Genomic DNA, 13,812 nt, shown 5'->3' on the forward strand with positions numbered 1-13,812 from the left:
CTTGAAGCCTATGGCTTGCTGCTGCCCACTCACTGATCATCAAAATAGCGCTCATGCCAGTCCACCAGCGGTTGCGGCGAGTTGAGTTTCTGGCCGTAGATCACCGAGTACGACAACACGTTCTGTACGTATTGCCGGGTTTCGTCGAAGGGGATGCTTTCGACCCAGACATCGAAGCTCAGGTGGTCGGCACCGCGCAGCCACTGGCGCACCCGACCAGGGCCGGCGTTGTAGGCGGCGGAGGCCAGGACGCGGTTGCCGTTGAACTGGCTGTGAACCTGGCTCAGGTACGCCGCGCCCAGTTGGATGTTCTTGTCCGGGTTCAGCACTTGCTTGGGCGAGGCCAGCGGGATGTTGAACTTGCGCGCGGTTTCCTTGGCGGTGGCCGGCATCAACTGCATCAGGCCGCTGGCGCCAACACCGGAGCGCGCATCTTCCATGAAGGCACTTTCCTGTCGAGTGATGGCGAACACCCAGCTTGAATGCAGGCCGCGAACCTTGGCTTCACGCACCAGGGTGTCGCGGTAGGCCATTGGGAAGCGAATATCCAGGTCGTCCCAATACTTGGCCTGGCTGATGGTGCGGATCGCCGGGAAGTACCATTTCAGGTCGTAGGCCAGTTTCGCCTGGGCGACCATCTCGTCCCGGTTGAAGTGGCGAGTGACGTGATACCACTCGCGGCGACCGTCGACGATCTGACCCCGGGCATGAAACTCCAGGGCCCGACGAATACCCGGTGTGTTGCGCACTTTATTGATCAGCGCCTGGCTCATCACCAGCGGCTTGTTGTTGAGCGAATAGGGCGATTGAGAACGATCGGCGGCCAGGAAACCGTAGAAGTCCCGCTCACGGGCCAGATGCTTGTAAAGCGTCAGCGCCTCGGGATTCTGAGGCTGCGCCAGCTCCAGGCTGCGGGCCTGCCAGTAACGCCAGCGACTGGTGCTGGCCAGCGTCTCGGGCAGGCGGCGGGTCAACTCATAGGCGTCGTCCCAGCGGGCCAGGCGCAACAGCAGGCGCAAGCGCCATTCCGAGACGGTATCGTCGCGCAGTTCCGGGTCATATTTAGTCATCACGCCCAAGGCGCGACTGTCGAAACGCTTGGCCAGGGTCAGGCCAATTTCCCGGGCGATGGCGACTTTCTCAGGCTTGGAAAAATGCATGGTGCTGGCGTAGCCGTCCAACAGCGCCATGGCTTTCTCTGGATCCTGACGGGCCAGGCGCCGCAAGCCGAGGCTGACGATATCGGCCATCGGCTCATCGGCCGGACGGAAACGCGATGGCTGATTGAGCAGTTCCGGTTTTTGCGCCACGTCTATCAGCAGTTGGCCGCGAGGGGCGAGGGTGCTCAGGCCGCTGATCAGGCTTTTAGCCAGTGGATAATTGCGGGCCTGGGCGGCCAGTTTGGCGCGCTCCCAGCGCTTCTGTTCAGTCAGTTGACCCTGGGTCGCCCACAGGCCGAACAGCGCATCACACGCGGCCGGTTGGGATTTGCCGGTGAGCCAAAGCTTTTCGGTGTTGGCGTAGCCTTCGGCCTTGAGGCCATGACTGAGCTGATACTGGGCGTTGAGGCAGTCCAGTTCGGTGAAGTTGAGCTTGGGGTCGTAGTACTTGACGAAGGTCGCCCAATCGCCACGGTCGGCCAGCCAGCGCAACCAGCGCAGCTTCATCCAGTTGGCCTGGGGCAGGTCGCCATGTTCGGCGAGAAATTTCTCGATTTCGGCATTACTGGCGCTCTTGAGGCGAGCGGTCAGTTCGTCGTAGGCCAGGTAGGGTTCCAGCGGATAGTCACGCAGGGCCTGGCTGTAGCGAAAATAGGGGCCGGAATCACCTTTGGCCAAGGCACGCTTGGCTTCATCGTAATACTGACGCTGGGTGGAGATATCCACCGCCTGGGCGGTTTGAACGGCAGTGGCACATACAAACAAGCAAGATAAAACACTGAAAAGGCGACTGCGCATGATACGTCCGGGCAGAAAAAAACATGACAAGCCCAAGGTTTGACCCAGGGTAACTGTCTGTAGCTTAGCCTTTTGCCAGCAATGGGCGAAAGCTTTGCGGGGTCATCCGCGCAAGTTCGCAACATTTGTTATGCAGAGTGCTTCGAGGGCGAAATTGGCGGACTTCTGAGGCCTCATCTCAGGTAGAATGCGCGCCCGGTTTTTGGAGAAGCTCATGACCCTGCTCAAATTCAGCGATGTGTCCCTTGCTTTCGGCGCTATGCCGTTGTTGGACAAGGTGTCCTGGCAGATCGCCCGTGGTGAGCGGGTGTGCATCATCGGCCGCAACGGCACTGGCAAGTCCAGCATGATGAAGCTGGTCAAGGGCGATCAGAAGCCCGATGACGGCTCGGTCTGGCGCGCGCCAGGCCTGAAAATCGGCGAATTGCCCCAGGAACTGCCGGTGGCCGACGAGCGGACGGTGTTCGACGTGGTCGCCGAAGGCCTGGACGGTGTCGGCGCGCTGCTGGCCGAGTATCACCACCTGAGCCAGAACATCGTCACTGATGCCGACCTGGACAAGTTGATGCATGTGCAGCACGACCTCGAGGCCCGCGATGGCTGGCGCCTGCAGCAGTTGGTGGACAGCACCCTGAGCCGTCTGCAACTGCCGGCCGACAAGACCCTGGCCGAGCTGTCCGGTGGCTGGCGTCGCCGGGTGTTGTTGGCCCAGGCCCTGGTGTCCGAGCCGGACCTGCTGCTGCTCGACGAGCCCACCAACCATCTGGACATCGGCGCCATCGCCTGGCTTGAAGAAGCCCTGAAGGATTTCCAGGGCGCGGTGCTGTTCATCACGCACGACCGTTCTTTCCTGCAAAACCTGGCGACCCGTATCCTCGAACTGGATCGCGGTGGCCTGATCGACTGGAACGGCGACTACGCCAGCTTCCTGGTGCACAAGGAAGCGGCGCTGGCGGCGGAAGAAACCGCAAACGCGCTGTTCGACAAGAAGCTGGCCCAGGAAGAAGTCTGGATTCGCCAGGGTATCAAGGCCCGTCGCACCCGCAACGAAGGCCGTGTAAGAGCGCTCAAGGCACTGCGCATGGAACGCAGTGAGCGTCGCGAGCGCACCGGCAAGGCCAATATTCAGCTGGATACCGCTGACAAGTCCGGCAAGCAGGTGATGGTTCTTGAGAACGTGAGTTTTGCGCACCCTGGCGGCCCGTTCCTGATCAAGGAATTTTCCATGGTGCTGCAGCGTGGTGACCGCATTGGTCTGCTGGGCGCCAACGGCACCGGCAAGACCACCTTGCTCAAGCTGATGCTCGGCGGTCTGGTACCGACCAATGGCAAGGTGGAGGAGGGCACGAAGATCGACGTCGCCTACTTCGACCAGTTGCGCCATCAGTTGGACCTTGAAAAAACCGTCATCGACAACGTTGCCGAAGGCCGCGATTTCATCGACATCGATGGCCAGAGCCGCCATGTGTTGAGCTATCTGGGCGACTTCCTGTTCAGCCCTCAACGTGCCCGTACTCCGGTCAAGGCGTTGTCCGGCGGTGAGCGTGCCCGTCTGCTGCTGGCCAAACTGTTCAGCAAGCCGGCGAACCTGCTGGTGCTCGACGAACCGACCAACGACCTGGACGTGGAAACCCTCGAGTTGCTGGAAGAGGTGCTGCTGACCTTCAATGGCACTGTGCTGATGGTCAGCCACGACCGGGCATTCCTCGACAACGTGGTGACCAGCACCCTGGTGTTCGAAGGCGAAGGCCTGGTGCGTGAATACGTCGGTGGTTATCAGGACTGGCTGCGCCAGGGCGGCTCGCCGCGCTTGCTGGGCGTGACTGAGAGCAAGTCCGGCAAGGCCGACCTGAATTCGGCGGTGGTCAAGGCCGAGCCTGCTCCGGTTGCTGCGGCACCGGCGGCGGCACCGGCAAAGAAGAAGCTCAGCTACAAGTTGCAGCGTGAGCTGGAAGCATTGCCGGGTGATATCGACGCGAAGGAACAGCAGATCGCAGCGGTGCAAGCCGAAATGGCCGACACCGGGTTCTACCAGCGACCTGCCGCCGAAACCGCCAAGGTGATTGCGCACCTGGAGCAGTTGCAGGCCGAGTTGGATGCACTGGTCGAGCGCTGGGCTGAACTGGACGCTTGATCCACTGTTGTAAAGAATCCCGGTGCTCAGAGATGAACGCCGGGATTTTTATTTGAAACGCTATTCCCCTGTGGGAGCGAGCTTGCTCGCGATAGCGGTGTATCAGTCGACTTCAATGTTGACTGTCAGGACGCTTTCGCGAGCAAGCTCGCTCCCACAGGTTTAGGTTTTATGTGCGCTTGACCAGATGCACCGCGAGCACATCGCAAGGCGCGCCATGCAGCACGTCGTTGGCTGTAGAGCCCAACAGCAGTGCCAGGCCATGACGGCCATGGCTGCCCACGACGATCAGGTCGCAACCCTGTTCCTTGGCCAGGTGATGGATCTCCTGACGCGGCTGGCCGTAGGTCAGGTGGCTGTATTCCTTTTTCAGGGCGGGGTATTTCACGATCAGCCGGTCAAGGCGTTCCTTGGCTTGATCGAATTGTTGTTGTTGCAACTGGGAAAGGTCCATCGGCACATCACCACCGAAGGCCATGGCCATGGGTTCGACGATGTGAACCAGCGACAGTTTGGTGTCTCGACCTTCGCAAAGGGCCAGAGCACGCTTGACGACGGGATCACATTCTTCAGTGAGGTCGACGGCGACCAGGACGTGTTCGTAGTACATGGAAGGCACTCCAGAGAATTGCGATACGGTAAGTATGGCTGGTTTCAAGCGCATCGACGGCGACGTGGGTCAATCGTCATGGCTCATCAGAATTCGGGGAGTACGAATATGACGGTCTGGATAGTGGTGTCAATCCTGTTGGTGGTATTAAGCCCCCTGGCATGGTTGCGCCCGTCCCGTGTTCAGAGCGGTCGCATGGCGTTGCGCATGGAGGCGCGACGCCTTGGCCTGGCCATGCAACTGGCTCCGCAGGAGTGGCCCCACTGGCTCGGGCAGCAGGCGCCAAACCCCTGCGCCCAGTACCATCGGCCCCGACGGGGCAAGCAGCCGGCTATCTGGACCTACTGGCAAACCGCGCCGGGCGTATGGGTCAATCAGTGGCGCGAAGTCTGCCAGGATGAGTCGTTGCTCAATCATTTCGAAAAATTGCCCCCCAACGTCTACAAAATCGAGGCCGACGGGCAAATGATCGCCTTGTATTGGGGCGAGAAGGGCGAAGCCACTGTGTTGCAGGATATTTGCGCGGTGCTCAAGGCGCTGGCCTGAGGCATAAAAAAGCCCGACAGTCTCATCGGGCGGGTTGGCCAGGCAGGCCGGTAATCAAAACGCCTATCCGGACGTTCGTTCGTAACGTCCTTTGCTCAAAATCTTCAGTCGCGCTCCCGACAGAGTAGTCGGTTGAATCCAGCGCGCTTGGAATTAGGGCGACTTTTCTAATTATTGATCCTATGAATGGCTGTACATGCAGCGCCGTGTTGCGGATCCGTGCGGTACGCAAATGACCGGGAAGTCGCGTTCAAGCCCCTGTTTAGGGCGATTGACAATTGTCGGAAATTCCGTGAAGGTGGCGTACCCAAATCAAACGGGCGTATGAATTGAGCGTTTGTATTTTCCGAACGTTCCTACAGAACCCCGACTATCGCGTTGACGGGTGTGCCTGGCGGATTGGCGTAGCATCGGCGGTAAACGTCAATGCCGAACCAGCAGTCAGCGTTCAACGTGTACTGTTCAGCTTCCATATCGTGGAGATCAGTTGATGATTTACGAAGGTAAAGCCATCACGGTTAAGGCTCTTGAAAGTGGCATCGTCGAACTGAAGTTCGATCTCAAGGGTGAGTCCGTCAACAAGTTCAACCGTCTAACCCTGAATGAACTGCGTCAGGCTGTGGACACTATCAAGGCAGATGCTTCGATCAAGGGTGTGATCGTCAGCAGCGGCAAGGACGTCTTCATCGTCGGCGCCGACATCACCGAATTCGTCGATAACTTCAAGCTGCCCGATGCCGAACTGATCGCTGGCAACCTCGAAGCGAACCGTATTTTTAGCGACTTCGAAGACCTCAACGTACCGACCGTCGCGGCCATCAATGGCATCGCCCTGGGTGGCGGCCTTGAGATGTGCCTGGCAGCGGATTACCGCGTCATGTCCAGCACGGCCAAGATCGGCCTGCCGGAAGTCAAGCTGGGCATCTACCCAGGCTTTGGCGGTACCGTGCGTCTGCCGCGCCTCATCGGTGCCGACAACGCTATCGAGTGGATTGCCGCCGGCAAGGAAAACCGTGCTGAAGACGCACTGAAAGTCGGCGCCGTGGATGCCGTGGTCGAGCCAGGCAAACTCCAGGAAGCGGCCCTCGAAACGATCAAGCGCGCCATCAGTGGCGAGTTCGACTACAAGGCCAAGCGCCAGCCGAAGCTTGAAAAGCTCAAGCTCAATGCCATCGAACAAATGATGGCTTTCGAAACCGCCAAGGGTTTCGTCGCAGGTCAAGCAGGCCCGAACTACCCGGCGCCGGTCGAAGCGATCAAGACCATCCAGAAAGCCGCGAACTTCGGTCGCGACAAGGCCCTGGAAGTCGAAGCCGCCGGCTTCGTCAAACTGGCCAAGACCTCGGCTGCACAAAGCCTGATCGGTCTGTTCCTCAATGACCAGGAACTGAAGAAAAAGGCCAAGGCCTACGACGAAATCGCCCGTGACGTGAAGCAGGCCGCCGTACTCGGCGCCGGTATCATGGGTGGCGGTATCGCCTATCAGTCGGCGTCCAAAGGCACGCCGATCCTGATGAAAGACATCAACGAGCACGGTATCGAGCAAGGCCTGGCCGAGGCGGCCAAGCTGCTGGTTGGCCGCGTCGATAAAGGTCGCATGACCGCGGCGAAGATGGCCGAAGTGCTCAACGGCATTCGTCCGACCCTGTCCTACGGCGATTTCGGCCATGTCGACCTGGTGGTCGAAGCCGTTGTCGAGAACCCGAAGGTCAAGCAGGCGGTACTGGCTGAAGTCGAAGACAAGGTCAAAGAGGACACTATCCTCGCTTCGAACACCTCGACCATTTCCATCTCGCTGCTGGCCAAGGCCCTCAAGCGTCCGGAAAACTTCGTCGGCATGCACTTCTTCAACCCGGTGCATATGATGCCGCTGGTGGAAGTGATCCGTGGCGAGAAGTCCAGCGAACTAGCGATCGCCACCACCGTGGCCTACGCCAAGAAAATGGGCAAGAACCCGATCGTCGTCAACGACTGCCCGGGCTTTTTGGTCAACCGCGTTCTGTTCCCGTACTTCGGCGGTTTCGCCAAGCTGGTCAGCGCCGGTGTGGACTTTGTGCGCATCGACAAGATCATGGAAAAATTCGGCTGGCCAATGGGCCCTGCGTACCTGATGGACGTGGTCGGCATCGACACCGGCCACCATGGTCGCGATGTCATGGCTGAAGGGTTCCCGGACCGCATGAAAGACGACCGCCGGTCGGCCGTCGACGTGCTCTACGAAGCCAAGCGCCTGGGCCAGAAGAACGGCAAGGGCTTCTACGCCTACGAGACCGACAAGCGCGGCAAGCAGAAGAAAGTGGCCGACTCGTCGGTGCTGGAAGTGCTCAAGCCGATCGTCTACGAGCAGCGCGAAGTCACCGACGAGGACATCATCAACTGGATGATGATCCCGCTGTGCCTTGAAACCGTGCGTTGCCTGGAAGACGGCATTGTTGAAACCGCCGCCGAAGCCGACATGGGTCTGGTCTACGGTATCGGCTTCCCTCCATTCCGTGGCGGTGCGCTGCGCTACATCGATTCGATCGGTGTGGCCGAGTTCGTTGCCCTGGCAGACCAGTACGCTGATTTGGGCGCGCTGTACCACCCGACCGCGAAGCTGCGTGAAATGGCCAAGAACGGCCAGAGCTTCTTCGGTTAAGCGCCCAACGACTAGAGCGAGAGAACATTTATGAGCTTGAATCCTAGAGACGTCGTGATTGTCGACTTCGGTCGTACGCCGATGGGCCGCTCCAAGGGCGGCATGCACCGCAACACCCGCGCCGAAGACATGTCGGCGCACCTGATCAGCAAGCTGCTGGAACGTAACGTCAAGGTCGACCCCAACGAAGTCGAAGACGTGATCTGGGGCTGTGTGAACCAGACCCTGGAGCAGGGCTGGAACATCGCCCGCATGGCTTCGCTGATGACCCAGATCCCTCACACCGCGGCCGGACAGACTGTCAGCCGTCTGTGCGGTTCGTCCATGAGCGCGCTGCATACCGCTGCTCAGGCGATCATGACCGGCAACGGTGATGTGTTCGTCGTCGGCGGTGTCGAGCACATGGGCCACGTGAGCATGATGCACGGCGTCGATCCGAACCCGCACATGTCGCTGTACGCGGCAAAAGCCTCGGGCATGATGGGCCTGACCGCGGAAATGCTCGGCAAAATGCACGGCATCACCCGCGAACAGCAGGACGCCTTCGGCGTGCGCTCCCACCAGCTCGCCCACAAGGCGACCGTGGAAGGCAAGTTCAAGGACGAAATCATCCCGATGCAGGGCTATGACGAGAACGGTTTCCTGAAATTGTTCGACTACGACGAAACCATTCGTCCGGAAACCACCCTGGAAAGCCTGGCGGCCCTCAAGCCGGCCTTCAATCCAAAGGGCGGCACCGTGACAGCCGGTACTTCTTCGCAGATCACCGACGGTGCTTCGTGCATGATCGTGATGTCGGCCCAGCGTGCCCAGGACCTGGGCATCCAGCCGATGGCGGTGATTCGTTCGATGGCCGTGGCCGGTGTTGATCCAGCAATCATGGGCTATGGTCCAGTACCGGCGACGCAGAAAGCCTTGAAGCGTGCGGGTCTGAGTATTTCCGATATCGACTTCTTCGAGCTCAACGAAGCTTTCGCCGCACAGGCCCTGCCAGTGCTGAAAGATCTGAAAGTGCTCGACAAGATGAACGAGAAGGTTAACCTGCACGGCGGCGCGATCGCCCTGGGTCACCCGTTCGGTTGCTCCGGTGCGCGTATCTCCGGCACGCTGCTCAACGTCATGAAGCAGAACGGCGGCACCTTTGGGGTGTCCACTATGTGCATTGGCCTTGGCCAGGGCATCGCCACTGTCTTCGAACGCGTCTAAGCGTTACGTCGATGGAAGCCGGGGCCAAGTGCCCCGGTTTTTGTTTTTCCGGGTTTAGAAAAAAAGATTTTGTTTTTATTTAAAAAATATTTGAGCGAGGGCCGAAGCATGCCGATACAACCTGGGCTCTACCAACATTACAAAGGTCCGCAGTACCGCGTATTCAGCATCGCGCGGCATTCCGAGACCGAGGAAGAAGTGGTCTTCTATCAAGCCCTGTATGGCGATTACGGCTTTTGGGTGCGACCGTTGAGCATGTTCCAGGAGTCTGTCGAAGTTGACGGCGAGCAGGTGCCACGCTTTGCTTTGGTGCAGGCCGAAGAGAGCCTTTTTTCCAAGCCTTGAGGCCGATACCGGGGCAACCCTGCGCTTGACCTCACCTTGCAGCCACTATATATAGCGGTGCCGCGTCAGGCGCCAACCGCCTTTCACTTTTTAGAATTCAGGAATTTTCTGATCCATGGGCAAATCGCTGGTCATTGTGGAATCCCCGGCTAAGGCCAAGACCATCAACAAGTATCTGGGCAACCAATACGTGGTGAAGTCGAGTATCGGCCATATCCGAGACCTGCCCACCAGCGGTTCGGCTAGCGCCAGCAAGGAGCCAGCCGCCAAGCGCGGCAAGGCTGCTGCCGGTGAAGCGCCGGCGCTGTCGCCCAAGGACAAGGCGCGCAAGCAGCTGGTCTCGCGCATGGGGGTTGATCCGGAACACGGCTGGAAAGCCAAGTACGAGATCCTCCCGGGCAAGGAAAAGGTCATCGAAGAACTGCGTCGGCTCGCCAAGGATGCCGACACCATCTATCTGGCGACGGACTTGGACCGCGAAGGGGAAGCCATTGCCTGGCACCTGCGCGAAGCCATCGGTGGGGATGACAGCCGCTACAAGCGCGTGGTGTTCAACGAAATCACCAAGAAGGCCATCCAGGAGGCCTTCTCCCAGCCAGGCGAGCTGGACATCGATCGGGTCAACGCCCAACAGGCGCGGCGCTTCCTTGATCGCGTGGTGGGCTACATGGTTTCGCCGCTGCTGTGGGCCAAGATCGCCCGTGGCCTGTCGGCCGGGCGTGTGCAGTCGGTCGCCGTGAAGCTGGTGGTGGAGCGCGAGCGGGAGATCCGTGCGTTCATCCCTGAAGAATACTGGGAAGTCCACGCCGACCTCGGCACCGCCAAGGGCGCCACCGTGCGCTTCGACGTGGCCCGTGAGAAGGGTGAAGCCTTCAAGCCGCTCAATGAAGCCCAGGCCATGGCTGCGCTGGAGAAGCTCAAGGCTTCCAGCTACAGCATCGTCAAGCGTGAAGACAAACCGACCAGCAGCAAGCCGTCGGCACCGTTCATCACCTCCACGTTGCAACAGGCCGCGAGTAACCGCCTGGGTTTCGGCGTGAAGAAAACCATGATGATGGCCCAGCGTTTGTACGAAGCGGGCTACATCACGTATATGCGTACCGACTCGACCAACCTCTCGGCCGATGCCGTGACAATGGCGCGCACTTATATAGAAAGCGAGTTCGGCAAGAAATACCTGCCGGAGACGCCGAACGTCTACAGCAGCAAGGAAGGCGCACAAGAGGCTCACGAAGCGATTCGTCCCTCCGATGCCAACACCGAGCCAAGCAAGCTGTCGGGCATGGAGCGCGATGCCGAGCGCCTCTACGAGCTGATCTGGCGCCAGTTCCTGGCCTGCCAGATGCTGCCGGCGCAATACCTGTCGACCACGGTCACCGTCGGTGCCGGCGACTTCGAGCTGCGCGCCAAGGGCCGCATCCTGAAGTTCGACGGCTACACCCGCGTCATGCCGCAAATCACCAAGCCGGGTGACGACGACGTCCTGCCAGACATGGCCCAGGGCGATGTGATGAAGTTGATCAAGCTTGATCCGACCCAGCACTTCACCAAGCCGCCGGCCCGTTATTCGGAAGCCAGCCTGGTCAAGGAAATGGAAAAGCGTGGCATCGGTCGTCCTTCGACCTACGCAGCGATCATTTCCACCATCCAGGACCGCGGCTACGTGGCGCTGCACAACCGTCGGTTCTATTCGGAAAAGATGGGCGACATCGTTACCGAACGTTTGTCCGAGAGTTTCTCCAACCTGATGGACTACGGCTTCACCGCCGGCATGGAAGAGAACCTCGACGATGTGGCCCAGGGTGAGCGGGACTGGAAAAACGTCCTCGACGAGTTTTATGGCGATTTCAAGAAAAAACTCGAAGTAGCCGAAAGTGCCGAGAACGGCATGCGGGCCAACCAGCCCGTCATGACCGACATCCCATGCCTGACGTGTGGTCGTCCGATGCAGATCCGTACCGCCTCGACTGGCGTGTTCCTGGGTTGCTCGGGCTACAGTCTGCCTCCCAAAGAGCGCTGCAAGGCGACGGTCAACCTGGTGCCGGGCGACGAAATCGCCGCGGACGACGAGGGGGAATCGGAATCCCTGGTGCTGCGCGGCAAGCACCGCTGCCCGATCTGCAGCACAGCGATGGATGCCTACCTGTTGGATGAGAAGCGCAAGCTGCACATCTGCGGTAACAATCCCGATTGCGCCGGTTACGAGATCGAAGAGGGCACCTATCGCATCAAGGGCTATGAAGGTCCGAGCCTTGAGTGCGACAAGTGTGGCAGTGAGATGCAGCTCAAGACCGGCCGTTTCGGCAAGTTCTTCGGCTGCACCAATCCGACCTGCAAGAACACCCGCAAACTGCTCAAGAGCGGTGACGCGGCGCCGCCGAAGATGGACCCGGTGAAGATGCCTGAACTCAAGTGCGAGAAGGTCAACGACACCTACATCCTGCGCGACGGTGCGTCCGGCCTGTTCCTGGCGGCGAGCCAGTTCCCGAAAAACCGCGAGACCCGTGCGCCGCTGGTGCTGGAGATCGTGCCGCACAAGGATGAAATCGATCCGAAGTACCATTTCCTCTGCGAAGCTCCGCAGAAGGATCCGGAGGGTCGGCCGGCGGTGATTCGTTACAGCCGCAAGACCAAGGAGCAGTACGTGCAGACCGAAGTCGACGGCAAGCCAACCGGCTGGAAGGCGTACTACGACGGCGGCAAATGGAAGGTTGAAGACAAGCGCTGATTGATAAAGTGCTTTCTTGTGGCGTACGGGGCCTCTGTGGCGAGGGAGCTTGCTCCCGCTGGACCAGTCCGATATTTCGGGCGCAGCCGTCCCAATAGCCTCAAGTAAACAAAAGGCCGCATGACAACTCGTAGGTTTTCATGCGGCCTTTTTGTTTTTGCCTTGCAGTGGCCTCGGTTGTTCCACGACACTGTCGCCCTTGCGTGAAGCTTTTATTTCGTTGGGGAGAATGCCGCCATGGCCCACGAACTCTACACCCGCACCAATCAGAAAATTTATTTTGCCGGCCTGTCGCTCGAAGCGCTCGCCAGGGCAGAGGATGGGCGTGCGATGAATTCCCCCGCGCTGACCCAGGCTGGGCGCGAATCAGCGCTGTTTCATCTGTACGGCGCGTTGTTGGGGCTTTGCCACGAAATTGCCGGTTTCTACCGTCTGCCGCAGGCAAATGCGCCCCGGGCCGAACTGTTGTTGACACAAGAGGTGTTGGAAACCGTCGCCATTCCGGAACTGGCCGAAATGGTCGAGCTGGCGCACAACCCGCAAACCTGGCTGGCGCAACTGTTGGCGGCACACGCGGCACTGTTTGAGCCGCCCCGCGCTCCTCGCAAGCCTAAGGGCGACGTGACCCAGCCTTTGATCATGGCGGTCAATCTGGACGAAGAAGAGCCCGAGCAGGCATTGAGCCGAGAGGAGCTGGAAAGCTGGCGCCAGAACCTCAAGAGCTTGGCAATCCGCTTTCGCGAAGGGCTGAACGAGTGCTGAGTTTTCCCCCGATCCGTAATATTCGCCCATAACGCTTGGTCAAGATCCCGAGCGAAGCCTGGCCGATGACTATATAATCCTCGCCTTTCGTGGAGAACAGACTTTTATGCCAACGTCCTTTCTAGAAATTGTCGAACTTCCTGATGGCCGCATCGAGCTGCGCAGGGCCGAGGACGAGGGTTCTCTGGTTACCTTGAACTTCTCCGAGGACGCCAAGGCCTTCCTGCAAGGCCAGCACGTCGAAGTCGCCAAGGCGATGTTGAGTGTGGGCGTGCAGATGGCAGGTCGTCTGGTTGAAGGCGAATTCAACAAGGAAGAGGGGCCGCGGGTTCTTCATTGATCCCGCCTGTCGGCTTTTTGGACGATAGTGTTCCTGGCCGGCTTCTCTGTCCTGGAGAAGCCCTGCGTTTTTTAGCCCAATCGAATATTCAGGCTTTGTGCGTCCCCGGTGCGCGCGGCGCTGATCAACTGTTGCCGTGCGGTCGTGGTCAACGGATTGAGCCAACTGACCACCGTATGGCTGCGGCCCAGGCGCAACGCTTCGCAGGTCAGTTGCTGGGCGCTTTGAGTGCCTCGCGGCTGTAGCAGCAGGATGCGCTCACGGTTCAGGCCCGCATCTCGCAGCCAGGCCTGGGTGACACTGGCCGGTGGTGCGATCAGCGTCAGCCAGCGAGCGTCCTGGTCCTGGCTCAGCTCGCGCAGGATCGGCGCCAGCAGGTTCAGGCAGTTCCCGGCGGCACCACGTAACGACAGTTCGCTGAAGGCCTCGGGCTCGGCGCCCCAAGGTGACTCGATCACCTCTTTGAGGGCGGGAACCAGCGGTTGGGCCATGAACGCCTCGAACAGCGGAAGTTGAGTGTGTTGTGGTGTGTGTGGGAACTGCAT

11 protein-coding genes are annotated in these 13,812 nt (G+C 59.6%); 8 read left to right on the forward strand and 3 right to left on the reverse strand.

Annotated elements, in window-relative coordinates:
• Positions 1-29: 29 nt before the first annotated feature.
• Positions 30-1,958 (reverse strand): transglycosylase SLT domain-containing protein, encoded by a 1,929-nt coding sequence (locus AC3I65_RS08660; protein ID WP_076385604.1) that lies wholly within the window; start codon positions 1,956-1,958, stop codon positions 30-32.
• A 214-nt stretch (positions 1,959-2,172) separates the two neighbouring features.
• On the opposite strand from AC3I65_RS08660, the gene AC3I65_RS08665 reads away from it, so the two are divergent.
• Positions 2,173-4,092 (forward strand): ATP-binding cassette domain-containing protein, encoded by a 1,920-nt coding sequence (locus AC3I65_RS08665; protein WP_488523631.1) that lies wholly within the window; start codon positions 2,173-2,175, stop codon positions 4,090-4,092.
• Between the two features lie 169 nt (positions 4,093-4,261).
• Here AC3I65_RS08665 and AC3I65_RS08670 read toward each other — a convergent pair whose 3' ends face one another.
• On the reverse strand, positions 4,262-4,702 hold the full coding sequence (locus AC3I65_RS08670; protein ID WP_047227202.1) for a universal stress protein: 441 nt from the start codon (positions 4,700-4,702) through the stop codon (positions 4,262-4,264).
• A 108-nt stretch (positions 4,703-4,810) separates the two neighbouring features.
• Here AC3I65_RS08670 and AC3I65_RS08675 point away from each other — a divergent pair, with 108 nt between their 5' ends.
• From AC3I65_RS08675 to AC3I65_RS08705, 7 genes are all read left to right on the forward strand, one after another.
• Complete coding sequence (locus AC3I65_RS08675; RefSeq protein WP_488523632.1) at positions 4,811-5,248, forward strand: hypothetical protein; 438 nt, start codon at positions 4,811-4,813, stop codon at positions 5,246-5,248.
• A gap of 490 nt (positions 5,249-5,738) precedes the next feature.
• Entirely contained in the window at positions 5,739-7,886 is a 2,148-nt protein-coding gene (gene fadB / locus AC3I65_RS08680) for a fatty acid oxidation complex subunit alpha FadB (protein ID WP_047227204.1), read from the forward strand.
• 30 nt (positions 7,887-7,916) lie between these two features.
• Positions 7,917-9,092 (forward strand): acetyl-CoA C-acyltransferase FadA, encoded by a 1,176-nt coding sequence (gene fadA, locus AC3I65_RS08685; protein WP_025212747.1) that lies wholly within the window; start codon positions 7,917-7,919, stop codon positions 9,090-9,092.
• A gap of 108 nt (positions 9,093-9,200) precedes the next feature.
• Positions 9,201-9,437, forward strand: a complete 237-nt coding sequence (locus AC3I65_RS08690) for a DUF1653 domain-containing protein (RefSeq protein ID WP_047227205.1) — start codon at positions 9,201-9,203, stop codon at positions 9,435-9,437.
• Positions 9,438-9,552: 115 nt separating this feature from the next.
• Positions 9,553-12,165: a type I DNA topoisomerase gene (gene topA / locus AC3I65_RS08695; protein ID WP_047227206.1), complete on the forward strand. Its 2,613-nt coding sequence runs from the start codon at positions 9,553-9,555 to the stop codon at positions 12,163-12,165.
• A gap of 237 nt (positions 12,166-12,402) precedes the next feature.
• Positions 12,403-12,927, forward strand: a complete 525-nt coding sequence (locus AC3I65_RS08700) for a DUF6586 family protein (protein WP_107322906.1) — start codon at positions 12,403-12,405, stop codon at positions 12,925-12,927.
• A 106-nt stretch (positions 12,928-13,033) separates the two neighbouring features.
• The gene (locus AC3I65_RS08705; RefSeq protein WP_047227208.1) at positions 13,034-13,267 is read left to right on the forward strand and encodes a hypothetical protein; all 234 of its coding nucleotides are present in this window, start codon (positions 13,034-13,036) and stop codon (positions 13,265-13,267) included.
• 71 nt (positions 13,268-13,338) lie between these two features.
• Here AC3I65_RS08705 and sulA read toward each other — a convergent pair whose 3' ends face one another.
• The gene (sulA, locus tag AC3I65_RS08710) at positions 13,339-13,812 is read right to left on the reverse strand and encodes an SOS-induced cell division inhibitor SulA (RefSeq protein WP_047227209.1); all 474 of its coding nucleotides are present in this window, start codon (positions 13,810-13,812) and stop codon (positions 13,339-13,341) included.

The sequence above is a fragment of the Pseudomonas sp. N-1-13 genome, from assembly GCF_057787095.1.